Genomic DNA, 25,451 nt, shown 5'->3' with positions numbered 1-25,451 from the left:
CATGGTTTGTGCATTGGGCGCGGGATAATGGCCGAAATCACGCATGACAGCTTTGATCGTGCAATCCTTGCCGCATTGCAGCGCGACGGGGCGCTGACCAATGCGCAATTGTCGGAGCGGGTGAATCTCTCTCCCTCGCAATGCTCGCGCAGGCGGGCGGCGCTGGAACGATCGGGCGCGATCCGGGGCTATACGGCGCGGCTGGATGCGCGGGCGCTTGGTTTCGGGATCAGGGCCTTTGCGCGGGTCAATCTGCGCAGCCATGGCGCGGCGGGCGACAAGGATTTCGCCAGCTTCGCCGCCGCGCAGCCAGAGGTGCGGGCGGCGCATTCGGTCTCGGGCGATGCGGATTACGTGCTGGAATTGCAGGTCCGCGATTTGGATGCGCTGGCGGATTTCATCCATGACCGGCTGTTGCAGCATTCTCAGGTGACGCAGGTGCGGTCCGAAATCGTGCTGAAATCGGCCAAGCAGGATGGCGGGCTGCCGATCTAGACCAGGTCGAGCAGCAGTTTCAGCGCCAATGCCGTCGAGGTCACGACCAGCAGCGGCTTGATCAGCCGCGCGCCCACCCGCATCGCCAGAACGGACCCGACCCAGGCCCCGGCGATCTGCGCCACCCCCATCGCCAGCCCGGTGATCCAGAGCGGCTTGCCGACAAGTGCAAAGGCCACAAGCCCGCCGAGATTGGAGGCGAAATTCAGCAGCTTGGTATGCGCCGTGGCCCGCAGGATGCCGTAACCCGCCAGCATCACGAAGCCCAGCATGAAGAACGACCCCGTGCCCGGACCCAGAAGCCCGTCGTAAAATCCGATCAGCGGGACCACGAAGGCGGTGAATTGTAAGGGGCTGATCCGGGCGGTGCGGTCCGCATCGCCGAGACCGGGCTTGAGCGCAAAGAATGCGGCAATCCCGATCAGCAGCAGGGGCAGAAGATAGCGCAGCGCCTCGGTCGGGATCAGCGTCACGCAGAACGCCCCGATCAGCCCGGCGAGGAACGAGACCGACGCCGCCCCCAGTTGCCGCCGCAGATCGACATGGCCGGAGGCCGCATAGCTGATCGCCGCGGTGGCCGCCCCGAACACGCCCTGCACCTTGTTGGTGGCGAGCGCCTGCGCCGGCGGCAGCCCCGCCAGCATCAGCACCGGCACGGTGATCAGCCCGCCGCCGCCCGCAATGGCGTCGATGAACCCCGCCGCGAAGGCCGCGAGGATCAGCAGAAACACGACATCGAGGGCAAGTTCGAACATGACGGCTTGATCCTCCCCGTCGCAGGGAATGTAAATGGACAAAAGGAGGCCATGATGCTGCTGGAACAGATCGGAATGCGCGTGCCTGTCGTGCAGGCGCCGATGGCGGGTATCACCACGCCCGCGCTGGCTGCGGCGGTGGCCCATGCGGGCGGGCTCGGCTCGCTCGGCGTGGCGGCTATGGATGCGGCGCGCGCGCGTCAGGAGGTGCGGGCGGTCCGGGCGGCGACATCGGCGCGGTTCAATGTGAATGTCTTCTGTCATCAGCCGCCGCGTCGTGACGCGGGCCGGGAATCCGCGTGGCTTGACGGCTTGGCGAATGATTTCGCCCGGTTCGATGCGGCGGTCCCGGAGACGCTGGCGGATGGCTATCGCTCCTTCCTGCTCGACGACGCGATGCTGCGGATGCTGGTGGAGGAACGGCCGGGCGTCGTCAGCTTCCATTTCGGCCTGCCCGCTGCGGCGCAGATCGGCGCGCTGCGGGACAGCGGTGCCATCCTGCTCGGATCGGCGACGAGCCTTGCGGATGCGCTTAAGATCAGGGCGGCCGGGCTTGACGGGATCGTCGCGCAGGGCTGGCAGGCGGGCGGGCATCGCGGGGTGTTCGACGAGAACGGGCCGGATGAGCGGCTGGAGACGCGGGAACTGCTGGCAGCGCTGTCCGGGGTGGGGCTGCCGCTGATCGCGGCGGGCGGGATCATGGCCCGCGCCGATGTGCAGGCGGCGATGGATGCCGGTGCGGTGGCGGCACAATGCGGCACGGCCTTTCTGATGGCAGAGGAGGCCGGGACCACCGCCCCGCACCGGCAGGCGCTTGCGTCGGGCAAGACCCGCATGACCCGTGCCATCTCTGGCCGTCCGGCGCGCGGGGTCGAGAACATCATCAGCCGCCGGGATGACAGCGCCGCGCCCGATTACCCCTTGCCCTATTCGGCGCTCAAGGCGCTGCATGGTGCGGCCTCTGCGGCGGGGGAGACCGGCTACGGGCCGTTCTGGGCCGGCACCGGATGCGCCGAGGCCCGCCCCGGAACGGCGGCGGAGATCCTCGGGCGGCTGGTGCCTTAATCCGGCGCGGGCGTCCACATCACCGCCTCGATCGACGGGGCGGAGGTCGCCAGCATCACCAGCCTGTCGAAGCCGAGCGCGATGCCGGATGCCGCCGGCATGATCCGTAGCGCCTCCAGAAACTCCTCGTCCAGCGGATAGGCCTCGCCATAGATCCGGGCCTTCTCTTCCATGTCCGCCTCGAAACGGCGGCGCTGCTCGGCGGCGTCGGTCAACTCGCCAAACCCATTCGCCAGCTCGACCCCGCAGGCATAAAGCTCGAAGCGTTCCGACACGCGCGGATCATCGGCGGCGCGCCGCGCCAATGCCGCCTCGGGGACCGGATAGCGGTCAAGGATCGTGGCGCAGCCATGACCCAGATGCGGCTCCACCCGATCCGACAGCACGCGCGAGAACAGGTCCGACCAGCTGTCATCCGGGCCGTGAGAAATCCCCGCCTCGGCAAGCTGGGCGGCAAGCGCGTCGCGGGCGGTCCCGCCGTCGCGGTCGATGGTGGAGAGCAGGTCGATCCCGGCCAGGTCGTGGAACGCATCGGCCACGCTGATCCGTTCGGGCGCTGCATAGGGGTCGCAGAGGCGGTCGCGGAACCGGAACTCGGCCGCGCCTGCGGCTTCGGCCGCCAGCATCAGGAAATCGGCGCAGTCATCCATCAGCACCCTGTAATCCGCGCCCGCCCGATACCATTCCAGCATGGTGAATTCGGGATGATGCAGCGCCCCGCGCTCGCGATTGCGCCAGACATGGCTGAAGGCGGCGATCCGCGTCTCGCCTGCCGCCAGCAGTTTCTTCATCGCGAATTCCGGCGAGGTGTGCAGATAGACCGGCCGCGCTGCGCCGTCATTGCCGACCATCGTGCTGGCGAAACCGTGCAGATGGGTTTCATTTCCCGGACTGATCGCCAATGCAGCCGGATCGACTTCGGTGAACCCGTTCCGGTCCAGCCAGTGCCGGATTGCCCGCTGGATGCGGTTGCGGGCCAGCAGGGCCGGGCGTCGGTCGGCGTGACGGTGGGGCTGCCACCATTGGTCGTCGGTCATGGTTTCGCTGGCAATAGCTCGGTCATTGCGATAGGGACACGCGAAATGCGCTTATGCGCCCATCCGACAATTCGCAAGGAATCCGCAGATGAAAGTCATCGCATCCAGCCTCCGCAAGGGCAATGTCGTGGAACTCGACGACAAGCTGTATGTCGTGCTGAAATCCGAGAATTTCCATCCCGGCAAGGGCACGCCGACCACCAGCGTCGATATGCGCCGCATCTCGGACGGGGTGAAGGTGTCGGAACGCTGGAAGACCACCGATCAGGTCGAGAAGGCGCATGTGGACGAGCGCGAGTATGATTTCCTCTACAATGACGGCGAAGGCTATCATTTCATGGAGCCGGAGACCTATGAGCAGCTCGTCGCGTCCGAGGATGTGGTGGGCGATCAGTCGGTCTATCTGCAAGAGGGGATGCGGGTGTTCCTGCAGGTGTTCAACGGCGCGCCGATCGCGCTCGAACTGCCGCAGAAGATGACCGTGGAGGTGACCGAGACCGAACCGGTCGTGAAGGGGCAGACGGCGTCCTCCTCCTACAAGCCGGCGATGGTCGATAACGGGCTTAGGGTGATGGTGCCGCCGCATATCAGCACCGGGACGCGCATTGTCATCAACACCGGCGACAACTCCTATGTGGAGCGCGCGAAGGACTGATTTTGCCTGCTGGGGTCACGGTGAGGGGCGTCCGCAAGGGCGCCCTTTTTCGTGGGGCCGGACATGAAAAAAGCGGGGTTGCGTCGCCGCAACCCCGCCCGTTCCGATCCCGGCGCTGCTTAGGCGAGCGCGAGATTGCTGGCCGATTCGCGGCCATTGCGGTCCTGTTCCAGGTCGTAGGTGACGGCCTGGCCGTCATTCAGACCGGTCAGACCGGCGCGTTCCACGGCCGAGATATGGACGAAAACGTCCTTGGAGCCCGATTCCGGGGCAATGAAGCCGTAGCCTTTGGTGGCGTTGAACCATTTCACGGTGCCGTTGGCCATCGTGTCATTCCTTGTGTTTTTGCCGCTCACGGAATGCAGCGGCCCGGCAAAGCTGAAGTCGAAAGCTGAGCCGAAAAGGAACAGGTCCGAAAAAAGAGATGCGCCCCCTACATAGGCCGGATCGCCAGCGTTTGCGAGGGGGGATCGCACCGCGACCGCCCCGCCGGCGGGAATGCGCCGAGAGCCTGGCTCAGCCGGTCACGAACTCGTCACGCCCGTAACCCTGCATATAGAGCAGCGCGGTCAGGTCGCCATGATCGATCCGCACCGCCGCCTGCTCAGCCACGACCGGCTTGGCGTGCAGGGCGACGCCCGTGCCTGCGCGCCGGATCATGTCAAGATCATTGGCGCCGTCCCCGACCGCCATCGCATCATCCGGGGTCAGGCCGCGCGCGGCGGTGATCTCCTCAAGCGCCTGCAGCTTGGCCTCGCGCCCCAGAACCGGCAGGCCGACATGGCCGGTCAGCACGCCATCATCGGCTAGAAGCGTGTTCGCGCGGTGCTCGTCGAAGCCCAGCATCCCCGCCACCGGGCCGGTGAAGGCGGTGAACCCGCCAGAAACCAGTGCCGTATAGGCGCCCTGCGCGCGCATCGTGGCGATCAGCTCGCGCCCGCCGGGGGCCAGGGTGATGCGCTGATCCAGAACCTGGCCGATCACCTCTTCACCCAGCCCGGCCAGCAGGCCGACGCGCTCCAGCAGCGCCTCGTGGAAATTCAGCTCTCCGTTCATGGCGCGGGCGGTGATCTCGGCCACGCGCGCGCCGACCCCGGCCTCTGCCGCCAGCTCGTCGATGCATTCCTGCTGGATCATCGTCGAATCCATATCCGCCAGCAGCACCGCCTTGCGCCGCCCCGCGACCGGCTGGATGACCAGGTCGAACCCCGCCATCCGCGTGTCTGTCGCAATGGCCGCGGCATCCTCGGGCAGGGCCGAGACCGGAAACTCTGCCGCGATCTTGTCGGCCAGCCAGACCGGGTTTCCGCCCTCGAAGAGATGTCGCAAAGCATTTACGCGGTCCGGGGTAAGATCGGCCCGCTCGGTCGCGGCGATGACGGTGACGATATGCATGAGGCTCCCCGGTTCGGTCTGGGCATCTGACGTAGCGACCCGCTATCGCAATTCCCGGCGCTGTGCCAGCATCCGGGAACCGACGCGAGCGGATTGCGTTGGGGCGCGACGACAAACATGGAAGGATAAGCCGATGGCTTTGTGGGATTTTGTCAAGGATGCAGGCAAGTCGGTGTTCGGATCGGCAGAGGCGGCGGAGCCGAAAGATGGCGGTGCCGCGGATGCGCAGGCCGACACCGAGCGCAAGGTTGCGGCGATGAAGGCAGAGCTGAAGGCGCTCGGTCTTGGTGCCGACGACGTGAAGCTGACCCTGCGCAGCGACAAGGAAACCGTGAAGGTCGAATCCAAGGGCGCGGATCGCGAGACGATGGAGAAGCTGATCCTGGCGATCGGCAACATCAAGGGCATCGCCAAGGTCGAGGCCGATCTGCCCGAGGCCGAGAAGACCGCGACGGTCAGCAGCAAATCCGCCGAACCCGTCTTCCATACCGTGAAATCGGGCGAGACGCTGTCAGCGATCTCCAAGCAATATCTCGGCAGCGCCAATCGCTATAACGAGATTTTCGAGGCGAACCGCCCGATGCTGTCGGACCCCGACAAGATCTATCCGGGTCAGACACTTCGCATCCCGCAATAGGGCGCGACCAACGGGCCAGGGCGCGGCGTCAGCGGCCATGACGCTGCGTTCCGGCGGCCGTGGCCGCGTGGTCAGGCTTGCCCCGCGGCCCCGTTATGTCCCATGCTTACGCCCGAAATCACGGGCGCGAAGCCGCCCGGCAAGGGGGGAAGATGGGGCTGTTCAGATCAATCACCGACCGTCAGGCGGTCGAAGACGCGATGCCGTATGCCGCGCGCGACAATGCCCGCACGATGTACGAGTTCCTGTCGCGCGCGGCGGAGCGGTTCCCGGACCGCCCGGCCGTGTCATTCCAGCTTCTGGGCGGCCCCCGCGACCACGCCACGACGCTGAGCTGGTCGGATCTGCGCGAGCGGGTGACCGAAACCGCCAATCTGCTGCGCAAGCTCGGCGTGGGTCCGCAGGACACTGTCGCCTATCTGCTGCCCAACAGCATCGAGACGCCGGTCGTGCTGCTGGCCGGGATGACTGCGGGGATCGTCAACCCGATCAATCCGCTTCTGGAACCCGAACATATCGCCGGCATCCTGCGCGCCACCGATGCCAAGGTGCTGGTGACGCTGAAATCCTTCCCGAAATCGGATGTCGCGCAGAAGGCGGCGCAGGCGGTGGCGGACGCCCCCAATGTCAAGCATGTGCTCGAGATCGACCTGAACCGCCATCTGACCGGGCTGAAGAAGTTCATCGTGCCGCTCGCCCGTCCGAAGCTGCCGGTCAAACATCACGCGCAGGTTCATAACTTCGAGGCAGCGGTCTCCTCCGAGAACCACAACCGGCTGGATTTCGACGATCCGTCACGCGACCGGATCGCGGCCTATTTCCACACCGGCGGCACGACCGGCCTGCCGAAGATCGCGCAGCATAAATACTCCGGCATGATCTATAACGGCTTTCTTGGCGCCGAGCTTCTGTTCGACGAGAATGACGTGCTGATGTGCCCGCTGCCGCTGTTCCATGTCTTCGCGGCCTACCCGGTGCTGATGAGCTGCATCGCCTCTGGCGCGCATATGGTGATGCCGACCCCGGCGGGCTATCGCGGCGAGGGCGTGTTCGACAATTTCTGGAAGCTGATCGAACGCTGGCAGGCCACGTTCCTGATCACCGTGCCGACCGCGATCTCGGCGCTGATGCAGCGCAAGGTCGATGCCGATGTGTCCTCGCTGCGCACCGCGATTTCCGGCTCCGCGCCGCTGCCGATCGAGCTCTATAACCGTTTCAAGGCCGCGACCGGCGTGGAGATTGCCGAAGGTTATGGCCTGACCGAGGCGACCTGCCTGGTCTCCTGCAACCCGGTGGACGGCCTGAAGAAGGTCGGCTCCGTCGGCATCCCGCTGCCCTATACGCATATCCGCATCCTGCGAAAGACGCCGCAGGGGTTCGACGAATGCGCGGCCGATGAGGTGGGCGAGATCTGCATCTCCAATCCCGGCGTGTTCGAGGGATCGACCTATACCGAGGCCGACAAGAACCACGATCTGTTCGCCGAGGACCGGTTCCTGCGCACCGGGGATCTGGGGCGGATCGACGCGGATGGCTATCTGTGGATCACCGGCCGGGCGAAGGATCTCATCATCCGTGGCGGCCATAATCTCGACCCGGCGGAGATCGAGGACGCGCTGCTCTCGCATCCGGCGGTGGCCTTTGCCGGGGCCATCGGCCAGCCCGATGCGCGGGCCGGCGAACTGCCCTGTGCCTATGTGGAACTGGTCGAAGGCGCGGAGGTCACGCAGGACGAGCTGCTGGAACATGCTGCGGGCCACATCCATGAGCGCGCGGCGATCCCGAAATATCTGGAAATCCTGCCCGAGCTTCCGAAAACCGCGGTGGGCAAGATCTTCAAGCCCGACCTGCGCCGCCTCGCCATCACCCGCGTCTATGACGCGGCGCTGGAAGGCACTGGCGCCCGCGTGGCCGAGGTGGTCGAGGACAAGAAGCGCGGTCTGGTGGCACGCATCGCGGGCCGCGAGACCACCACGGATGACGAGATCCGGGCCCGTCTCGGCGATTTCACCCGCCCGTGGGAATGGGTCTGAGGCGGATCTGACGCCGGGCGCAACACAGCGCCCGGTGACCGCCCGGCCAAGGGCGCGCGACTACCGCCAGGAACTGTCCTGCTGACGCCGTGCCTCCTGCGTGCGCCGGAACAGCACGAGCGCGGCCAGCGTGCACAGCGCGCCGGACAGCAGATAGGCCCCGGATGACCACAGCCCGAAGGTCTCGGTCAGATACAGCGCCACGAAGGGCGCGAAACCGGCGCCGAACATCCAGGACAGATCGGCGGTCAGGTTCGACGCGGTATAGCGATTCTTCATCGCGAAGCCCGACGCCACCGCGCCGGAGGACTGGCCGAAGGACAGCCCCAGCAGGGCAAAGCCGATGAACACGTAAAGCGCCTCGCCGCTGAAGCCGAGGCTCAGCAGAAGCGGTGAAATGACGGCGTAGACGGCAATCCCGATGGCGCAGTTGCGCAGCAGGCTGCGCCGCCCGGTGCGGTCCGCGATGAAGCCGGATGCGACGATCCCGCCCAGCCCGATCAGCCCGCCCACGATCTCGATCCACAGGAATCCGGTGATGTTTTCCGGCGCGTTCAGATAGATCCAGCTCAGCGGGAACACGGTGACCATGTGAAACAGGGCCAGCGTCGCCAGCGGGATGAAGGCGCCTGCAATGATGTTCAGCGATTCCTCGCGCAGCAGCCGGGGATTGATGCGCGGGCGCAGCTCCGCCTGCTTGAACAGCAACTCGAAATCGTCGCTGACCACCAGCCGCAGCCGCGCGAACAGCGCCACCACGTTGATCGCGAAGGCGACGAAGAACGGGTAGCGCCAGCCATAGCGCAGGAATTCCGCCTCCGACAGCGAGCTGCGCAGAAAGATGAACAACCCGCAGGCCAGGATCAGCCCCAGCGGCGCCCCGATCTGCGGCAGCGTCGCATAGCGCCCCTTGCGGTCGGCGGGCGCGTGCAGCGACAGAAGCGATGACATCCCGTCCCAGGCCCCGCCAAGCGCCGCGCCCTGACCCATGCGGAACAGGCACAGGCTTGCGACGGTGAGCCAGCCCTCCTGCTCGAAGCTCGGCAGAAAGGAAATCGCGACGGTGGACAGCCCCAGCAGAAACAGCGCCGAGGTCAGCTTGGTGCCCCGGCCCCAGCGGCGGTCGACCCCGGTGAAGAAGAACGTCCCCACCGGACGGGCAACGAAGCCGAGCGCGAGGACCAGAAACGCATAGAGAATCCCCTCCGCCGGGGCGGCGAAGCTGAAGATGAATTGCGGAAAGACCAGCACCGCGGCGATGGCGAACACGAAGAAATCGAAGAATTCCGAGGTGCGACCAATGATCACACCTATCGCGATATCGCTGAGTCGGACATGTTCGCGATCGGGATCTGCGGCGGTGGAATCGGCTGCGGCATGCATGATTTGCTACCTTTCTGGCCTCTTTGGGCGGGCGGGCATTCTCCTGTTAGGGAGCAACTCCCGCCGCCCTGTGTCAAGCGCGTTTGGCGCATGGACAATCCAGCCCGGCTTTGGTTTGCTTGGGCCGTGACCCTTGGATGTGCACCCCGGAAAATCGCCGGGGCGATCTGTTCCGTCCCGCTCGACCCTCGCTCGGCTGTGTGAGCTTTCAGAATGACCCTAATTCGGCTTTCGATCATTTCGGCATTGATTGCATTTCTGTCCGGCTGCGGCTCCGAGGTGCTGTCGCCCGGCGGCGATGTCGCTGCCAAGACCCGCGACGTGCTGGGCATCACCACGGCGCTGATCCTGGTCATCGTTCTGCCGGTGATGGTCGCCACGGTGATCTTCGCGATCCGCTATCGCAGCGGCAACAAGGACAGCGAGGCCGAATACGATCCGCATTTCCACCACTCCGTCCAGTTGGAGCTGCTGATCTGGGCCGCGCCGCTGGTCATCATCATCTGGCTGGGCGCGCTGACCTGGGTCAGCACCCACAAGCTGGACCCCTACCGGCCGCTCGACAGCGAGACTCAGGGCGTCACCGATGGCGAGGAGCCGCTTGTCGTTCAGGTCGTGTCGATGGACTGGAAATGGCTGTTCATCTATCCCGAATACGGCATCGCCACGGTGAACGAACTGGCCGCGCCGTTGGACCGGCCGATCCGCTTCGATCTGACCGCGACGCAGGTGATGACCGCGTTCTACGTGCCGACACTGGCCGGGATGATCTACACCATGCCCTCGATGCAGACCCAGCTTCACGCCGTCATCAACGAGGCGGGTGAGTACAAGGGCATGGCCTCGCATTACAACGGCGCCGGGTTCTCGGGGATGAATTTCAAGTTCTATGGCTACGAGCAGGCGGAGTTCGACGACTGGGTTGAGAAGTCGCGCGACTCGGGCGAGGTGCTGGACCGCGACGAATATCGCGAGTTGCTGGAGCCGAGCGAGCATGTGCCGCCTGCCTTCTACCGGCTGGCCGACACGGAGCTGTATCACGACATCCTCAACCGCTGCGTCGAGCCGGGGCAGATGTGCATGGACGAGATGATGGCGCGTGACCGCGCCGCGCGGGGCGAGGAGAGCCACGGCGGCGGGCATGGCGACGGCATGGCGGAGGACACGGCCGAAGCCGATGCCGATCCGGCCGGCACCGCGATGGCCCAAAACGGCCAACAGGAGATGGATCATTCCGGCATGGCGCGAGACGTCGATGCGGGCGCGAACTGACGGGTAAGAAGATGGCAACGCAAGCAGCACCGATAGAAAGTTCGTTCCTGTTCGGCCGGCTGGGCTGGGATCAGCTTCCGCTGGATGTGCCGATCGTGGTCGGCACCTTCGTGGTGGTGGCGATCCTGGGCGCGGCACTCGTGGGCGCGGTCACCTATTACCGGCTCTGGGGCTATCTGTGGAAGGAGTGGTTCACCACCGTCGATCACAAGAAGATCGGGATCATGTACATGATCCTCGGGCTGGTGATGTTCCTGCGCGGCTTTGCCGATGCGATCATGATGCGCATCCAGCAGGTCTGGGCCTTCAACGGCTCCGAAGGCTATCTGAACGCGCATCACTATGACCAGATCTTCACCGCGCATGGCACGATCATGATCTTTTTCGTGGCCATGCCCTTCGTCACCGGGCTGATGAATTTCGTGGTGCCGCTGCAGATCGGCGCGCGCGATGTCTCTTTCCCCTTCCTGAACAATTTCAGCTTCTGGATGACCACCGGCGGCGCGGTGCTGGTCATGGCCTCGCTGTTCATCGGTGAGTTCGCCATGACCGGCTGGCTGGCCTTCCCGCCGCTCTCCGGCATCGTGTCCAGCCCGACCGAGGGGGTGGATTACTATATCTGGGGGCTGCAGATCGCCGGGGTCGGCACGACGCTGTCAGGGATCAACCTGGTCGTGACGATCCTGAAGATGCGCGCGCCCGGCATGACGCTGATGCGGATGCCGGTCTTCACCTGGACCTCGCTCTGCGCGAATATCCTGATCGTGGCGACCTTCCCGGTGCTGACCGCAACGCTGGTCCTGCTGGCGCTCGACCGCTATCTGGGCTTCAACTTCTTCACCAACGAGCTCGGCGGCAACCCGATGCTCTATGTGAACCTGATCTGGATCTGGGGCCACCCGGAGGTCTATATCCTGATCCTGCCCGCCTTCGGCATCTTCTCCGAGGTGACCGCCACCTTCTGCGGCAAGCGGCTGTTCGGCTATAACTCGATGGTCTATGCCACGGTGTGCATCACCATCCTGTCCTATGTCGTCTGGCTGCACCATTTCTTCACCATGGGATCGGGCGCGTCGGTGAACGCCTTCTTCGGCATTGCCACGATGATCATCTCGATCCCGACCGGGGCGAAGATCTTCAACTGGTTGTTCACCATGTATAAGGGCCGCATCCGCTACGAATTGCCGATGATGTGGACGGTGGCCTTCATGCTGACCTTCACCATTGGCGGCATGACCGGAGTCATGCTGGCCGTGCCGCCGGCGGACTTCATCGTCCATAACTCGCTGTTCCTTGTGGCCCATTTCCACAACGTCATCATCGGCGGCGTGGTCTACGGGATCTTCGCGGGGATCAACTACTGGTGGCCCAAGGCCTTCGGCTACAAGATGAACCAGTTCTGGGGCCATGTCAGCTTCTGGTGCTGGGTGATCGGGTTCTGGGTCGCGTTCATGCCGCTCTACATCATGGGGCTGATGGGGGTAACGCGGCGGCTGCGGACCTTCGACGATCCGTCGCTGCAGATCTGGTTCGCCATTGCCGCGCTCGGCGCGGTGCTGATCGCCTGCGGCATCGTGGCGCTCGTGCTGCAGATCGCCTTCTCGATCCGCGACCGCGACACGCTGCGCGACGAGACCGGCGATCCCTGGGAGGGGCGGACGCTGGAATGGGCCACCTCCTCGCCGCCGCCGGCCTATAATTTCGCCTTCACGCCGGTGATCTACGATGTCGATGCCTGGCACGACATGAAGGAGCACGGCTATAAACGCCCGCTGAAGGGCTTCCGGCCGATCCATATGCCGAAAAACACCGGCACCGGGGTCATCCTGTCGGCGATCAGCGTGGTGCTGGGCTTTGCGCTTGTCTGGCATATCTGGTGGCTGGCGGTGCTGTCCTTCGCAGCCGTGCTCGGCACCGCGATCTGGCACACCTTCAATTACAGCCGGGACTACCACATCCCCGAGGCGGAGGTGACCGCCACCGAAGATGCCCGCACCCAAACCCTCAGCAACGCGGTATGAGCCTGCCATGAGTTCTGACATCGTCACCGATCCCGGCGATACGCGGGTCTACCACCCCGAGGAAGAGCCGCATCACCCCGAGGGTCATTCCACCCCGCTGGGGTTCTGGATCTACCTGATGAGCGATTGCCTCATCTTCGCGATCCTGTTTGCGACCTTTGCGGTTCTGGGCCAGCGTTTCGGCGGCGGCCCCGGCCCGCAGGAGCTGTTCGACCTGCCGCTGGTGGCGCTGAACACGGCGATGCTGCTGATCTCCTCGATCACCTTCGGCTTCGCCATGCTGTCGATGCATGAGGGCAACCAGAAGGGCGTGCTGAAATGGCTGGGCATCACCGCGATTTTCGGCGCGGCGTTCCTGTGCATCGAGCTCTACGAGTTCAACCACCTGATCCATGAAGGCGCGGGCCCGGACCGCTCCGCCTTCCTGTCGGCCTTCTTCGTGCTCGTGGGCACGCATGGGCTGCATGTGACCTTCGGGCTGCTGTGGCTGGGGGTGATGGTAATCCAGCTTCGCCGGCACGGACTGACCAATGCCAATCAGCGGCGGCTGAACTGTCTGTCGCTGTTCTGGCACTTCCTCGATGTGATCTGGATCGGGGTGTTTACCTTCGTTTACCTGATGGGAATGATCTGATGAGCGCCAGCAGCAACCATCACGGCGACCACGAAGCCGCGCAATTTCCTCACGGCACCAAGCGCGACTATGTGACCGGCTTCGTGCTGTCGGTGATCCTGACGGTGATCCCGTTCAGCCTGGTCATGTCCGGCGGGCTGGACTCGGCGCGGATGACAGGCTTCGTGATCCTCGCCTGCGCCGTGGTGCAGATGGTTGTGCACATGATCTATTTCCTGCACATGACCCCCAAGGCAGAAAGCGGCTGGACGCTGATCTCGCTCGCCTTCACGCTGATCCTGCTGACCATCACCGTCGTCGGCACGATCTGGGTCATGTACAACATGGATGCGAACATGATGCCGGGCATGGGCACCGACGCCCAGTCCGAATCCCCCAGCCCTTGACCGGCAGGTCGCCGGATCAGCCGCGCCCGCTGTGGCAACTGGCGACGGTGCTGGCGGTCGGGCTGGGCCTGATGCTGGGCTTTCTGGCGCTCGGGGTCTGGCAGGTCGAGCGGCTGGCCTGGAAGCGCGACCTGATCGCGCGGGTCGATGCGCGGCTGGCGGCCGATCCGGTCGACTGGACAGAGATCGTCAACCTGCCGCCCGGTGAACAGGAATACCGCCCCGTTCGCGTGACGGGCCGCTTCGATCACGACAGCGAAGTGCTGGTGAAGGCGGTGACGGAGGAAGGCGGCGGGTTCTGGCTGCTGACCGCGATGCAGAGCGTGGCCGGAACGACGGTGCTCATCAATCGCGGCTTCGTGCCGCCGGATCGGCGTGACCCGGCCAGCCGGACGCAGGCATTGCCGCAGGGCGAGGTCACAGTCATCGGGCTGGCCCGGCTGACCGAGCCGGGCGGGGCGTTCCTGCGCGAGAATGATCCGGTCGCGGATCGCTGGTTCTCCCGCGATGTCGCCGCGATCGCCGAGGCGCGGGATCTCGACCGGGTCGCCGCCTTCTTCGTGGATGCCGACGCGACGCCGCAGCCCGGCGGCTATCCGCTGGGCGGTCTGACCGTCACCCGGTTCCGCAACGCGCATCTGGGCTATGCGCTGACCTGGTTCGCGCTTGCCGGGCTGGTCGCAACCGGGCTGGTGATGCTGATCCGGTTCGAGATCCGGCAGCGCGGCGCCTCGGTGGCGCGGTAGTCACGGCATCTCGACCGGGACCACGGCCTGTCCCAACCGCTCGGACAGGGTTGCCACCTCGGCATCCATCTCGACCCGGCCGGGGAAGGCAGCGCCATGGCTCTGTTGCAGGAAGCCATGGTCGTGCAGCGCCGCGGTCAGCCGGGGAAAATCAAGCTCCGCGTAGATCTCGCTCACCTGGCGGCGATCGGCGGATTCGAACTGGTATTGCCGCCCGCTCAGCGCGTCGATCACCACCGGCGCGCGCCCGGCGAAATGCCGGAACTGGCGCATGAAATCCGCCACGATTCCGCCCGGTCGGCGCAGGATGATGCCGACCCGCACCTCAGGCCCGGTATAGAACCCGGCCAGATGCAGCGCCGAATTGTCGCTGGAGACGATGACCCGCGCCGCCTTGTATTGCGCGATCTGCTCGGAGATCGGCAGATCCTGCGGGTGAAAGATGCGATACCCCTCGGCCGCGAACATGCGCTCAAGCGCCGCCTCGCCCAGATAGCGGCCGCGCTTGGAAAACAGCCTGCTGCGCGAGATATAGATCTTCTCGGCCCCGGCAGGCGCGATGTCGCGGCCGAAATGCGCGCGCACGAATTGCCGGTATTCGGGACATCCGCCGATCATGTCGCCGGTTCCGAAGCCCTGCGGTGCCAGAACCAGCCGCTCGACCCGTGTGGGGCGGACCGCGCCTTCGGAGTTCGCGCAGGGCGGGCCGAACATCTCCAGCAGCGGCAGCAGCGGGCGCACGAAGCGGCGCGGCCAGGTGACCTGTTTCTTGGTCAGGAAGATCACCCCGTCCAGTTTGTCGCGCACATGCGGGATCGCCCAAAGACGCGCGGTCGATTCGACCAGGAAATGCCCGAAATGCCCGTAGAGCATCCCGCCGAACAGCCATGTGCCGTTGAGCGTTTCCTCCGCGATCTGCGGCGTCTCCTCCGTCGGCTCGACAGTCACCGGGGTGGTCGAGTTGCGGAAACACTGGCCGAGCGGCAGATAGCTGCCGCTTGCGTCGAATACCCCCGAAGGGCGGCGCAGCCCGCGGGTCTTGCCGGGCGCGAAGGGCACGATCAGCGCGCTCTCGACCGTGCGGATGTCGCCGGCCAGCGATTGCGTCGGATCAAAACTCATGCTGATCCCTTTCTCGCCGCGCACATTGTGACCGCCCGGCCCGTCATCGCGCTGCCCCGGCCAGCAGGCATTGCGTCAGCGGATCGGCGTCCGGCGCAATATCGGTCAGGATCAGGCAGGAGCTGCCGGAATGGATCACCACCGCGCCATCCGCCTCGGTCAGGATCTCGGGCCGCGCGCCCCAGCCGGTCAGGTCATAGCGCTGCGCCGCATCCCAGCCGGTCAGCTCGGCGGTCGCCCCCGCATCCAGCGTGAACTGCTTCGCCCCCTTGCCGCAGATGATGACATTCGCGCCCGCCCCGATCCGCACCTTGTGATCGCCCTCGGCCAGCGTCAGGCGGTTGCGCCCGGTGCCGGTGTCGATCCGTGACGACCCCGGCCCGTCCTCGATCACGTCATTGCCGCTTCCGGCGAGGATGACGTTGCGCCCGGCCCCGCCGATGATGAGATCATCGCCCGACCCGCCATCCAGCGTGTCGCTGCCCGCGCCGCCGATCAGCGTGTCATTGCCCGACCCGCCATGAAAGCGGTTGCTGTCCTTGCTGCGCTTGGTGCGCGCCTCCAGCCGGTCGTTCCCGGCCCCGCCATGCAGGATCGACGCGCCGTATTTCGGCCCGATCAGCACGTCATCGCCCATGGAGCCCATCACATCGACCGACACCCGCTCCGACGTCTCGAAGCGGAACGGGCTGTCGGGATGGCCCACCACGCGGATCATCTTGCCTTCCCGCTCGTCGCTGTCCTCCTTGCGCGCGACCACCGTGGCGATCCGGATATCCTCGACATGCGGGGGCAGGTTCACCACATAGTCGTCCGGCCCGCCCAGATACCACAGCCGGTCATGCCCGCCATCCGCATCCTCGCGGATCTTCTCCACATCCGCACCATAGGCCCAGTAGTCATTGTCGCGCAGCCCGCCGGCCAGCACGACCGAGCCGTCCACCGCCATGATCGCGTTCACCCCGTCGGCCGGGTTCTCCGCCCCGGTCAGGTCCAGCCCCAGATCGCGCGCGCCCCGCACCAGCTCGTCGCGCAGCCTTTCCAGCGGCGTCGTCTCCGGCGCCGATTCGGCCAGATTGTCGGTCTCTCCGGGATCGCGGACCAGATCATAGACATGCTCCTCGCCATTGGGATAGCGGAAATAGCGAAGATGCTGCCAGTCGGGGTCCGAGGGGCGCACCGACAGCGTCCCGAAGACCGAGGTCACGGGCGATTTGCTGCGGTCATATTCCCCGAAGCTGTCGTCGATCAGCGGCAGCAGGCTTTGCCCCGACACCCAGTCGGCGCGGCGCGGCAGCCCGGCCAGATCCATGATCGTGCAGGGCAGGTTGTGCAGCGACACCGGCATCTCGACGGTCCGGCCTTCGGTCATGCGCGGCGACCAGATGCCAAGCGGCACGTGGGCGGCGCTGTCCCACTGGCTCATCTTGTGGAAACTGTCGTGATTGCCCAGGTTGAAGCCGTTATCGGACAGGAAAATCACCGTGGTATTCGCGCCAAGCGGGCTGGCCGCGAGCGCGTCGAGGAACCGGCCGATCTCGTGATCGACATGGCTCATCGCGGCGAAATAGGCGCGCACCACTTGCCGCCAGCCCTCGTCCCCGCCCTTTTCCGGCGTCCAGTTTCCATTGGCGATATAGGCCGCCTCATAGACCGCGAAACCGGGCGGCGGGCCGTAATAATCCTCCGGCGCGGCGATGGAGGGCCACTCGATCGCCGCCGGATCGTAGAGCTGATAGAACCGGTCCGGGCATTCCAGATTGAAATGCGGATGCTTGAATCCAAGCTGGATCAGATGCCGCCGCGCCGGGTCGGCCCGGTTCACATGGTCGATGGCGTTCTGCGCCACCCAGTAATCATAGAATCGGTCATCCTGGCTGCCATCGTCATCGGGATGGTTGATCCCGGCCACGCCCGGCCCGCGCCCGCCCAGATATTCATGCACGCCCCGGCGCCCGCCGCGGTCCGAGCACTCCGGTTCTTCATGGAACAGCATCCGGCGGTATTCTTCCGGCATCGGCTTGTAATTGCTGTCCACCTTGCCGGTGGTGAAGTTATAAAACCCCGCCCGCCGCAGATCATAGGCCCAGGCCCGTTCCGGCGGCATCACGTCGCGCCAGAACCGGTTCAGATCCACCAGACCGCTGCGATAGGGGGAGATGCCGGTCGCAATCTCGGCCCGGCAGGGCGCGCAGAGCGGCACGGTCGCGTAGCTGTTGGCAAAGCGGACCCCCTCGGCCATCAGCCGGTCAATATTGGGGGTCTGGATCTCGATCCCGAATGTGGCCCGCCAGGTGAAGACATCGATCATGTCATCCACCCAGATCATGCAGATATTGTCGTCGCGGGTCGCGGCGCGGTCAAACCCCATGGCTCACAGCTCCCACAGGCAGAAGGATGCGAAGGCGTCGCGCAGGCGATGACCGGTGCTGCCGGGCGGGGCGGACAGGACATCCAGACCGGGCCAGAGCAAGACACCGCCGATCGCGGCAGACCCCAGGGTTTTCGGCATGCCCTGGCGATGGCTGCGCGCGCCGATCAGCAGATCGGATTTCGGCGCGAAATCTCCGGCCCCCGCCGCGGTGGCGAAAGCGTCATCGGCGGGCCGCCACAGCCGCAATTCCCCGCCCGATTGCGACGCCATCACCGCCTGCCAGCCATCGCCCGCGCCGGGCAGGGCGGCAATCGCGGCACCCGCATTGTCGCGCAGCGTCGTGGTCAGCTCCTGATCCTGCGACAGATAGACGTAATTGCTGCGCCCCGATCCGCGCAGCGCAAACAGGCTGCGGGTGTCCTCGTCGCGCGGGGCGGGATGCCAGATGCAGGCCACGGTCCAGCTATCGGCGCGCACCACATCGCGGACGCGATAGGCGCAGTTGCGCCCGGCGCGGAGAAGCAGCGCGGCGCGGTCCCCGACCGTCTGGAACTGGCCCTCGGGCTCGGGCGAGACGGCATCGGCCTGGCGCTGCGCGGCGCATCGATCCGGCCAGACGGCCGGATCATCGCCGTGCGACGCGGCGTCGAACCACGACCCGCCCAGTTCGGCGCTCAGCGCCGCGATCCGCGCCACCGCGCCGCTCAGCAGCGCGGCCTCGGGCACGGTCACGCCGACCTGCAACCCCGCCCCGCTCATCGGATCACCTGCGAGGCCGGGACCGCCCATCTGTAATGCGTGCGTCCATCGCCAGAGACCGCCTGCCAGTCATCCCGCAGCGCACCGTTCCAGCCGGGCCGGCCCGCGCCGGGTGCTTCGGGTATGGCATAATCCAGCCGCCACTCGCCGCTGTCCGGCAGGTCGCCGTCCAATGTGATGCGGATCGCGCGATCGTCCTGCGGATGGATCTCGACCCCGGCGATGCCAGGAGCCGCATCCGCGCCGGTTATCGCGAACCCGGCCGCCGGTCCGGCCTGCATCGGATCGTCGGGATCGAGGATCAGCGCCGCCCCCGCCTTGAACACGGCGCGCAGCGCACGCGGCCCGTCCCGTTCCGCCAGGCACATCAGCGGCGCGGTCCACGCCTCGCGGGCCATCCGCGCCTCCAGAGCCTGCGCTTCGACGGCGGACTGCGCCAGAATGGCATCCGCCGTGGGCTGGCCCAACCGGTCCTGCGTCAGCGCGGCGGTGGCACCGACCACGCAGAGATCATGCCCGCCCGGCCGCAGCGCCAGCAGCGCAAATCCCTCGGCTGCGATGCGCGCCCGCGCGGCCTGCGTACCCCACCATGCGCCGCAATCCAGCGTCAGCAGAATGCGCGGCGGCGCCAGACCGGCCTGATCGACCGTTGCGGAAATCCCGTCCAGCAGGGCGAGGCCGGCGGCGTGGAATCCGCGCGCGTCCATCCCGTCAGCCAGGTGATCCGGCCCGATCTCCACCGCGATGGCCGCGATCCGCGCCGATTTGCCGAGCGCCCCGGCGAGTGCTGCGAAACGGTCCAGCGATGGCCGCAGCATGTCCAGATCCGTCCCGGAACCCAACGGCCCCGGCGGCAGCAATGCGGCGGCGGTTGCGAACAGCGGCAGGGCCCGGAAGGCATCATGGCGGTGCCTGAGCAGTGTACAGGCTGTGTACGCATTGATGCCGCTGTGGTGCAGGGCCTCGAACAGCCGCGGCGCTTCCCCCTCGTCTTCCTGCGGCGAGATGTTGGCAAGATGATAGGGAAATTCCGGCAGCGCACTCGGCGCGTTGAATCGCCGCCCGCCGGACAGCGAGAAAAGCCCCAGCACCGGCCCCGGCGTCTCTGCCAGCAGCGCCGGGCCGGAGATGTGGCGGCGATAGCGCCGCACCCCCTCCGCCCCCGGCAGCCGCGCCGTAAAGCGCAGCCAGTCGCCGTCCCGCATCGCGTCCCAGGCGTCGATATCCCCCAGAATGGCGGCGTCGAGCGTGACAGGCGCGGCAGCAACCGGATCGCCTTGCGGTAGAGCCTCGCCCTTGGCCGTGCCGGGCGCCTGGCCCATCCGTCGCGCGATATCCGCCACCACCCGGTCGGACAGGCGCATCACCAGCCCGGTGTCGTCGGCGGCCAGAACCGGGCCGTTCTCAGCGCTCAGCAGAATGGTTCGCCCGGTCATCTCAGTCACCCTGCCCTTCGGCCCGTCCGGCGTCCCGGTCTAACTGCACGGTGCTGAAATACAAGGCGGATCACCATTTTCCACAATTTCTCGAACTCACCCTAGCCGCATTGAACCCGGTCCGCTACAACATCCCAACCGACACCTGCCGAGGCTTCGCCATGGAACTCGACCGCCGCCCTGTTGCCTCGCTCTGGATCGGAGCCGAGCTGCATTATCTCAACCAGCTCTGCCTGAAATCGCATCTGCGCCACGGCCATCCGGTGACGCTGTATTGCACGGATGACGTGAAGAACGCCCCGGACGGGGTCGAGATCCGCCCCGCCTCCGAGATCATGTCGATCGACATGGCCCTGGTCAATGATACCTCGGCCTCGTTCCTGTCGAACGTGTTCCGCTACAAGATGATCCAGAAGACCGGTGCGATCTGGATCGATTGCGATGCGTTCTGTCACCGTCCCTTTCCCGACGACCAGGAATGGATCTTTGCCGGCCACGGCATGCGCGGGGCGCTGAATTGCGGGGTGGTGGCCCTGCCGCGGGAATGCGCGCTGATGGATCAGCTTCTGGATTACTACGACAACCTGCCCGATTACCCCGCGTGGTGGAACAAGCGGCAGCGCAAGCAGATGGACCGGATCAAGGATAAGGGCGGCTATACCCACGCCGCCGCCATCTACAAGGCCGAGCGGACCGCCTTCGGGCCGCAGGCCTTCACCTGGTTCGCGCAGCAGACCGGCGATATCGAGCGGGCGATGACGCCGGACACGCTCTATCCGGTGCCGTTCCAGTTGAACGACATCTTCTACGACCCGCATGGGCGGGTGGAGGGGTGGTTTACCGATCAGACCATGTCGGTGCATCTCTATACCAACGGCACCAAGCCGTGGTGGCGCAAGAATCCGCCGCTGGAAAACTCCTACGCGGCGCGGATGTGCGCCGAGGTCGGGATCGACCCGGCACAGGCGCTGGAAAGCTGAGGCGCGGCACCTGCTCGTGCGGCGCCATGGGAATGGGTGAATGAGTAACCGACCGGAGCTGAACCGCCATGCCAGCCGCCACGGCACCGTCATGGCGGTGTCGATGATGAAGGACGAGGCGCCGTATCTTCTGGAATGGTTCGCCCATCACCTGGCGGTCGGATTTACCGATATCCTCGTCTACACCAATGACTGCTCCGACGGCACGGTGGAGATGCTTCAGCGGCTCGAGGAGCTGGGGCTGGGTCATCACCGCCGCAATGACATCCCGGACGGGGTGAAGCCCCAGCCCTCCGCGATCAGCCATGCGCAGCGCGAGCCGCTGGTGCAGCAGGCCGATTGGGTGATGCTGTTCGACGCGGACGAGTTTCTGTCGGTCAACCATCCCTCCGGCCATCTGGACGGGCTTCTGGATGATGTCGTGGCGCAGGGCGCGAACGGCATTGTCGTTACCTGGCGCATTTTCGGCTCGAACGGCGTGATCGACTGGTCGCGCGCCCCGGTGACCGAGCAATATACCCGCGCCGCGCCGCATCTGTGGAACAAGGGCTGGGGGGTCAAGACCCTGTTCAAGTTCGACCCGGACTACTGGAAGCTGGGCATCCACCGCCCTTCCATGAAGAAGAAACATCTGGAGGGCGGTTTTCCCGACAGCGTCAAATGGCTGAACGGCTCGGGCAAGGAGATGGAAAGCTATTTCAAGTTCCGCGGCTGGCGCTCCATCCGCCGGACCTTGGGATATGACTGGGTCCAGTTGAACCACTACGCGGTGAAGTCCATCGACAGCTATGCCGCCCGCCGCTTCCGCGGCAATGTGAACAACAAGAAGGACAAGTATAACGCCGATTACTGGTCGCTCCAGGATCGCAACGAAGTGGCCGACACCCACATCCTGCGCCACGCCCCCCGCCGCGCCGAGATCATGGCGCAGTTGCTGAAAGATCCGGTCCTGAACGATCTGCACCACAAGGCGCTCGAGGCGGTGGAGGCGCGGCTGGCGGAATTCCGGCAGTCGGATGAATACGCCGCATTCCGTGACGGGCTGATCGAGGCCGGAAAGATCCCGATCACCGAGGTCGAGGCCAAGCCGCCCAAGGCCCGCGATCCGGCGAAGATCGCGGCGCTGATGTCTTCGGTGGAAAAGAAAGCGTCCCGGAGCTCGGCGCAGTCTGCCGAAGAAAGCCGCGCGTCGGGCTGGAACGCCATCGGGGTGGATCATTACGTCACCGGCCGGATCTCGCTGCGCGAGCCGGACTCGGTCGAGTGGATCGAATCGCACGGTGTGCTGCTGCCCTGCGATCCCGGCCTGTTTTCCAGCGATGCGCTGATGGCTGTGCTTGCGGGCAAGTTTGACCGACGGAATGTGCGCAACATCGCCAGCTACCTGTCCGGCAGCCGCCGCGTGCTGGATCTCGGCGCAGGCATTGCGCTGCCGGCGCTGCGGCTGGAGAAATCCGGCACGGATTGCACCATCATGGTGCAGGACAGCCAGCCCGGCATGGGGCGCGCGCTCGCGCGGATCCGGGATCGCAACGGGATGGGCAATTCCGCACGGGTCCGTTTCGTCGATGGGCCGCTGATCCTGCCGGGTGACGGGCCTGATGAGGCGCGGGGGCTGGCCGCCTATCTGGGGGATTTCCGGCCCGACACGCTGCGAATCTCTGCCCGCGCCGGGATCGGGGGCGCGCGGCTGGCGGCGCAGGATCTGTCCGGCATAGATCGCGTCATCCTGCCTTTCGAGGAGGCCGCCGAGATTGCTGCGCTGCGCGAATCCTACGGGGAAGTCCTTATCTCGAAGGGGCTCCGCGAGGTCTCGGACGCGGCGGATTCAGGATCCTTGCGATTTGCTCGCCCGTCCGGGGAAGAAACTGTAGACTGAGGATGTTTTTACTCCGTTGGAAGGGTTGAGAAAGTGTCGAAGACGAAAATAGCGGTGGCCGGTCTCGGCTATGTTGGCCTGTCGAACGCGGTGCTGCTGGCGCAGCATAACGCGGTGACGGCGTTGGATGTCACGCCGGACCGGGTCGAGATGGTCAATGCCGGCACGTCGCCGATCGAGGATGCGGAAATCTCGGATTTCCTGGCCAACCGGGATCTTGACCTGACCGCGACGCTGGACCCCGAGGCGGCGTTCGGGGATGCCGAGCTGGTGATCATCTCCACCCCGACGAATTACGACGCCAAGACCAACCGCTTCGACACCTCGACGGTCGAGACGGTGCTGGAGCAGGTGCACCGGATCAATCCGGCGGCGGTGGCCATCATCAAATCCACCATCCCGGTCGGGTTCGTCGAGCGTGTCCGGGCCGAAATGGGCTGGGACAACATCATCTTCTCCCCCGAGTTCCTGCGCGAGGGCAAGGCGCTGTTTGACAACCTGCACCCGTCGCGGATCGTGGTGGGCGAACGCTCGGACCGGGCCAGGAAATTCGCCGATCTGCTGACCGAAGGCGCCATCCGCAAGGACATGCCGGTGCTGTTCTGCGGCCCCGTGGAGGCCGAGGCGATCAAGCTGTTCTCGAACACCTATCTTGCCCTGCGCGTCGCCTATTTCAACGAACTGGACAGCTATGCCATCGCGCATGACCTGAACTCGCGCGAGATCATCGGCGGCGTGTGCCTCGACCCGCGAATCGGGGATTTCTACAACAATCCCAGCTTCGGTTACGGCGGGTACTGCCTGCCGAAAGACACCAAGCAGCTTCTGGCGAATTACGACCAGGTGCCGCAGAACCTGATCTCGGCCATCGTCGAATCCAACCGCACCCGCAAGGATTTCGTCTCTGACCAGATCGTGTCGCGCAAACCCGCGAAGGTCGGCGTCTATCGGCTGGTGATGAAGGCGGGTTCGGACAATTTCCGCGACAGCTCGATCCAGGGCGTGATGAAGCGGATCAAGGCCAAGGGGATCGAGGTGATCGTCTATGAACCGGTGCTGAAGGAGGATCTGTTCTTCAACAGCCGGGTGGAGCGCGACATCGACCGGTTCAAGCAGGAAAGCGACATTATTCTCGCGAATCGGCTGTCGGACGACATCCGTGACGTGGCCGGGAAGGTCTATACGCGCGACCTGTTCGGCGTGGATTGAACCGGCGCGCGATGCGGCTACTCTCCGTCACCTCCGTCCGCAATGAAGCGCCCTATCTCCTGGAATGGATCGCCTGGCAGCAACTGATCGGGATCACCGATCTGCTGGTCTATTCAAATGACTGCGACGATGGCACCGACCGCTTGCTGGACCGGCTGGCCGCAGAAGGCGTGCTGCGCCATGCCCAGGCCGAGCGGCGTCCCGGAAAGTCGATCCAGTGGAGCGCGCTGAAAGCCGCCTGGCAGCACGAGCTGCGCCGCCAGGCGGACTGGATGCTGATTTCGGATGTTGACGAATTTCCGGTCATCCATGCGGGCGAGGGGCGGATCGCGGACCTGCTGTCATCGGTGCCGGAGAATGCCGATGCCATCGCGCTTGCGTGGCGCTTGTTCGGGGCGGGCGGTGTGGCCCGGATCGTGGATCGGCCGACGGTGGAGACGTTCATCCGCTGTGCCCCGGTCGGCGTGATGCATCCGATTGCCGCGACCTTCTTCAAATCGCTGTTCCGGCCCGCCGCCTTCGGCGGGCCGGGCGTTCACCGTCCGCGCCACAAGAAGGACAGCGCGCCGGTCTGGATCAACGGATCCGGCAATCCGATGGACCCGGTGGTCGCGGAAAACGACAAGCGGCTGTCGCTGATCGGCACGGCCGAACATCGCAGCCTGGCCGAGATGCATCACTACTCGCTGCGGTCCGCCCAATCCTACCTGGTGAAATCTGAACGCGGCCTGCCCAATCGCAGCGACAAGCGCGTCGATCTGGGCTACTGGGTGGAGCGGAATTTCAATAGCGAGGAAAACCGCGCGGCGCAGCGCCATCTGCCGCAGCTCGACGCGCGGATCGAGGCGCTGAAGGGGCTGCCGGGGGTGGGCGAGCTGCATCAGGCGGGGTTCGATTGGCACCGCACCCGCTTCCGGCACCTGCTTGCGCGGCAGCCTTATTATGACCTGTTCTGCCAGATCCTCTTCGCGAGCGACAGCGCCGTTCTGACGCAGAGCGAGCAGATCAGCCTGTTGCGCATGTTCTCGAAGGTGAAGCCTGCGGAGTGATCTTCGCGGGGCGGCGGCCTGTCTCGGCTGCGTTCCGACAGGGGTTTCGCAGCGGGATCTTTTCTCGGGCCGATTTGTGGCGCGTGGCGATAGCATAGAGTCAAAGTCGAAATCGAACGCGAAATGCAA

Annotated in this window: 23 protein-coding genes; 14 read left to right on the top strand and 9 right to left on the bottom strand. The window is 65.5% G+C overall.

Going from position 1 to position 25,451, the window contains the following annotated elements:
- The first annotated feature begins 27 nt into the window (after positions 1-27).
- The gene (locus tag BLT73_RS02905) at positions 28-495 is read left to right on the top strand and encodes an Lrp/AsnC family transcriptional regulator (RefSeq protein WP_090520653.1); all 468 of its coding nucleotides are present in this window, start codon (positions 28-30) and stop codon (positions 493-495) included.
- On the opposite strand, the gene BLT73_RS02900 is transcribed toward BLT73_RS02905, so the two are convergent.
- On the bottom strand, positions 492-1,250 hold the full coding sequence (locus BLT73_RS02900; protein WP_090520651.1) for a TSUP family transporter: 759 nt from the start codon (positions 1,248-1,250) through the stop codon (positions 492-494). The genes BLT73_RS02905 and BLT73_RS02900 overlap by 4 nt on opposite strands.
- Before the next feature lie 51 nt (positions 1,251-1,301).
- Here BLT73_RS02900 and BLT73_RS02895 point away from each other — a divergent pair, with 51 nt between their 5' ends.
- A complete protein-coding gene (locus BLT73_RS02895; protein ID WP_090520649.1) occupies positions 1,302-2,315 on the top strand; it encodes an NAD(P)H-dependent flavin oxidoreductase in 1,014 nt (337 codons plus the stop codon).
- Here BLT73_RS02895 and epmA read toward each other — a convergent pair.
- Entirely contained in the window at positions 2,312-3,352 is a 1,041-nt protein-coding gene (epmA, locus tag BLT73_RS02890; RefSeq protein WP_090520647.1) for an EF-P lysine aminoacylase EpmA, read from the bottom strand. The two genes, BLT73_RS02895 and epmA, sit on opposite strands and share 4 nt — an antisense overlap.
- Before the next feature lie 88 nt (positions 3,353-3,440).
- Here epmA and efp point away from each other — a divergent pair, with 88 nt between their 5' ends.
- The gene (gene efp, locus BLT73_RS02885; RefSeq protein WP_090520645.1) at positions 3,441-4,007 is read left to right on the top strand and encodes an elongation factor P; all 567 of its coding nucleotides are present in this window, start codon (positions 3,441-3,443) and stop codon (positions 4,005-4,007) included.
- 119 nt (positions 4,008-4,126) lie between these two features.
- Here the strand turns inward: efp and BLT73_RS02880 are convergent, their stop codons facing one another.
- Together BLT73_RS02880 and serB are read right to left on the bottom strand one after the other, a co-directional pair.
- Entirely contained in the window at positions 4,127-4,333 is a 207-nt protein-coding gene (locus BLT73_RS02880) for a cold-shock protein (RefSeq protein WP_090520643.1), read from the bottom strand.
- Between the two features lie 190 nt (positions 4,334-4,523).
- Positions 4,524-5,402: a phosphoserine phosphatase SerB gene (gene serB, locus BLT73_RS02875; protein ID WP_090520641.1), complete on the bottom strand. Its 879-nt coding sequence runs from the start codon at positions 5,400-5,402 to the stop codon at positions 4,524-4,526.
- A gap of 133 nt (positions 5,403-5,535) precedes the next feature.
- Between serB and lysM the strand changes: the two genes are divergently transcribed.
- Complete coding sequence (gene lysM / locus BLT73_RS02870; RefSeq protein ID WP_090520640.1) at positions 5,536-6,039, top strand: peptidoglycan-binding protein LysM; 504 nt, start codon at positions 5,536-5,538, stop codon at positions 6,037-6,039.
- A gap of 152 nt (positions 6,040-6,191) precedes the next feature.
- Entirely contained in the window at positions 6,192-8,072 is a 1,881-nt protein-coding gene (locus BLT73_RS02865; protein WP_090520638.1) for an acyl-CoA synthetase, read from the top strand.
- 60 nt (positions 8,073-8,132) lie between these two features.
- Here the strand turns inward: BLT73_RS02865 and BLT73_RS02860 are convergent, their stop codons facing one another.
- Positions 8,133-9,455, bottom strand: a complete 1,323-nt coding sequence (locus tag BLT73_RS02860; RefSeq protein WP_090520636.1) for an MFS transporter — start codon at positions 9,453-9,455, stop codon at positions 8,133-8,135.
- Between the two features lie 213 nt (positions 9,456-9,668).
- Here BLT73_RS02860 and cyoA point away from each other — a divergent pair, with 213 nt between their 5' ends.
- From cyoA to BLT73_RS02835, 5 genes are read left to right on the top strand one after another with little or no spacing between them, the layout of a single operon-like run.
- Positions 9,669-10,727 (top strand): ubiquinol oxidase subunit II, encoded by a 1,059-nt coding sequence (gene cyoA / locus BLT73_RS02855; RefSeq protein WP_090520635.1) that lies wholly within the window; start codon positions 9,669-9,671, stop codon positions 10,725-10,727.
- A gap of 11 nt (positions 10,728-10,738) precedes the next feature.
- Complete coding sequence (gene cyoB, locus BLT73_RS02850; RefSeq protein WP_090520633.1) at positions 10,739-12,748, top strand: cytochrome o ubiquinol oxidase subunit I; 2,010 nt, start codon at positions 10,739-10,741, stop codon at positions 12,746-12,748.
- A gap of 7 nt (positions 12,749-12,755) precedes the next feature.
- A complete protein-coding gene (cyoC, locus tag BLT73_RS02845) occupies positions 12,756-13,382 on the top strand; it encodes a cytochrome o ubiquinol oxidase subunit III (protein ID WP_090520632.1) in 627 nt (208 codons plus the stop codon).
- Positions 13,382-13,768: a cytochrome o ubiquinol oxidase subunit IV gene (cyoD, locus tag BLT73_RS02840; protein WP_090520630.1), complete on the top strand. Its 387-nt coding sequence runs from the start codon at positions 13,382-13,384 to the stop codon at positions 13,766-13,768. Before cyoC ends, cyoD begins: the two co-directional genes overlap by 1 nt.
- Positions 13,765-14,514, top strand: coding sequence for an SURF1 family protein (locus BLT73_RS02835; RefSeq protein WP_245726957.1), 750 nt, complete (start codon positions 13,765-13,767; stop codon positions 14,512-14,514). The genes cyoD and BLT73_RS02835 overlap by 4 nt, the downstream gene beginning before the upstream one ends.
- Here the strand turns inward: BLT73_RS02835 and BLT73_RS02830 are convergent, their stop codons facing one another.
- The 4 genes from BLT73_RS02830 to BLT73_RS02815 are packed head-to-tail and all read right to left on the bottom strand — an operon-like array spanning position 14,515 to position 20,205.
- Positions 14,515-15,636 carry a glycosyltransferase family 61 protein gene (locus tag BLT73_RS02830; protein ID WP_143025612.1) on the bottom strand — a complete coding sequence of 374 codons (1,122 nt, stop codon included), beginning with the start codon at positions 15,634-15,636 and terminating at the stop codon, positions 14,515-14,517.
- A gap of 43 nt (positions 15,637-15,679) precedes the next feature.
- Positions 15,680-18,007: a sulfatase-like hydrolase/transferase gene (locus tag BLT73_RS02825; protein ID WP_090520627.1), complete on the bottom strand. Its 2,328-nt coding sequence runs from the start codon at positions 18,005-18,007 to the stop codon at positions 15,680-15,682.
- Positions 18,008-18,010: 3 nt separating this feature from the next.
- The gene (locus BLT73_RS02820) at positions 18,011-18,769 is read right to left on the bottom strand and encodes a hypothetical protein (RefSeq protein WP_090520625.1); all 759 of its coding nucleotides are present in this window, start codon (positions 18,767-18,769) and stop codon (positions 18,011-18,013) included.
- Complete coding sequence (locus tag BLT73_RS02815) at positions 18,766-20,205, bottom strand: hypothetical protein (protein ID WP_090520623.1); 1,440 nt, start codon at positions 20,203-20,205, stop codon at positions 18,766-18,768. Before BLT73_RS02815 ends, BLT73_RS02820 begins: the two co-directional genes overlap by 4 nt.
- A gap of 161 nt (positions 20,206-20,366) precedes the next feature.
- On the opposite strand from BLT73_RS02815, the gene BLT73_RS02810 reads away from it, so the two are divergent.
- Genes BLT73_RS02810 through BLT73_RS02795 form a run of 4 tightly spaced genes read left to right on the top strand, consistent with a single transcriptional unit; the run spans position 20,367 to position 25,322 of the window.
- A complete protein-coding gene (locus BLT73_RS02810; RefSeq protein WP_090520965.1) occupies positions 20,367-21,185 on the top strand; it encodes a glycosyltransferase family 32 protein in 819 nt (272 codons plus the stop codon).
- A 40-nt stretch (positions 21,186-21,225) separates the two neighbouring features.
- Complete coding sequence (locus tag BLT73_RS02805; RefSeq protein ID WP_245726938.1) at positions 21,226-23,064, top strand: glycosyltransferase family 2 protein; 1,839 nt, start codon at positions 21,226-21,228, stop codon at positions 23,062-23,064.
- Between the two features lie 33 nt (positions 23,065-23,097).
- Positions 23,098-24,273 carry a nucleotide sugar dehydrogenase gene (locus BLT73_RS02800; RefSeq protein ID WP_090520621.1) on the top strand — a complete coding sequence of 392 codons (1,176 nt, stop codon included), beginning with the start codon at positions 23,098-23,100 and terminating at the stop codon, positions 24,271-24,273.
- Between the two features lie 11 nt (positions 24,274-24,284).
- Positions 24,285-25,322 (top strand): glycosyltransferase family 2 protein, encoded by a 1,038-nt coding sequence (locus BLT73_RS02795; protein ID WP_090520619.1) that lies wholly within the window; start codon positions 24,285-24,287, stop codon positions 25,320-25,322.
- Positions 25,323-25,451: the final 129 nt, after the last annotated feature.

Origin of the sequence: Paracoccus isoporae, assembly GCF_900101865.1 — a bacterium.
GTDB lineage: Bacteria > Pseudomonadota > Alphaproteobacteria > Rhodobacterales > Rhodobacteraceae > Paracoccus > Paracoccus isoporae.
This window is presented reverse-complemented; position numbering and strand designations above follow the sequence as displayed.

Coding starts and splice junctions, on each gene's coding strand:
- BLT73_RS02905 (WP_090520653.1), top strand. CDS start 28: ATGGCCGAAATCACGCATGACAGCTTTGATCGTGCAATCCTTGCCGCA.
- BLT73_RS02900 (WP_090520651.1), bottom strand. CDS start 1,250: ATGTTCGAACTTGCCCTCGATGTCGTGTTTCTGCTGATCCTCGCGGCC.
- BLT73_RS02895 (WP_090520649.1), top strand. CDS start 1,302: ATGATGCTGCTGGAACAGATCGGAATGCGCGTGCCTGTCGTGCAGGCG.
- epmA (WP_090520647.1), bottom strand. CDS start 3,352: ATGACCGACGACCAATGGTGGCAGCCCCACCGTCACGCCGACCGACGC.
- efp (WP_090520645.1), top strand. CDS start 3,441: ATGAAAGTCATCGCATCCAGCCTCCGCAAGGGCAATGTCGTGGAACTC.
- BLT73_RS02880 (WP_090520643.1), bottom strand. CDS start 4,333: ATGGCCAACGGCACCGTGAAATGGTTCAACGCCACCAAAGGCTACGGC.
- serB (WP_090520641.1), bottom strand. CDS start 5,402: ATGCATATCGTCACCGTCATCGCCGCGACCGAGCGGGCCGATCTTACC.
- lysM (WP_090520640.1), top strand. CDS start 5,536: ATGGCTTTGTGGGATTTTGTCAAGGATGCAGGCAAGTCGGTGTTCGGA.
- BLT73_RS02865 (WP_090520638.1), top strand. CDS start 6,192: ATGGGGCTGTTCAGATCAATCACCGACCGTCAGGCGGTCGAAGACGCG.
- BLT73_RS02860 (WP_090520636.1), bottom strand. CDS start 9,455: ATGCATGCCGCAGCCGATTCCACCGCCGCAGATCCCGATCGCGAACAT.
- cyoA (WP_090520635.1), top strand. CDS start 9,669: ATGACCCTAATTCGGCTTTCGATCATTTCGGCATTGATTGCATTTCTG.
- cyoB (WP_090520633.1), top strand. CDS start 10,739: ATGGCAACGCAAGCAGCACCGATAGAAAGTTCGTTCCTGTTCGGCCGG.
- cyoC (WP_090520632.1), top strand. CDS start 12,756: ATGAGTTCTGACATCGTCACCGATCCCGGCGATACGCGGGTCTACCAC.
- cyoD (WP_090520630.1), top strand. CDS start 13,382: ATGAGCGCCAGCAGCAACCATCACGGCGACCACGAAGCCGCGCAATTT.
- BLT73_RS02830 (WP_143025612.1), bottom strand. CDS start 15,636: ATGAGTTTTGATCCGACGCAATCGCTGGCCGGCGACATCCGCACGGTC.
- BLT73_RS02825 (WP_090520627.1), bottom strand. CDS start 18,007: ATGGGGTTTGACCGCGCCGCGACCCGCGACGACAATATCTGCATGATC.
- BLT73_RS02820 (WP_090520625.1), bottom strand. CDS start 18,769: ATGAGCGGGGCGGGGTTGCAGGTCGGCGTGACCGTGCCCGAGGCCGCG.
- BLT73_RS02815 (WP_090520623.1), bottom strand. CDS start 20,205: ATGACCGGGCGAACCATTCTGCTGAGCGCTGAGAACGGCCCGGTTCTG.
- BLT73_RS02810 (WP_090520965.1), top strand. CDS start 20,367: ATGGAACTCGACCGCCGCCCTGTTGCCTCGCTCTGGATCGGAGCCGAG.
- BLT73_RS02805 (WP_245726938.1), top strand. CDS start 21,226: ATGAGTAACCGACCGGAGCTGAACCGCCATGCCAGCCGCCACGGCACC.
- BLT73_RS02795 (WP_090520619.1), top strand. CDS start 24,285: ATGCGGCTACTCTCCGTCACCTCCGTCCGCAATGAAGCGCCCTATCTC.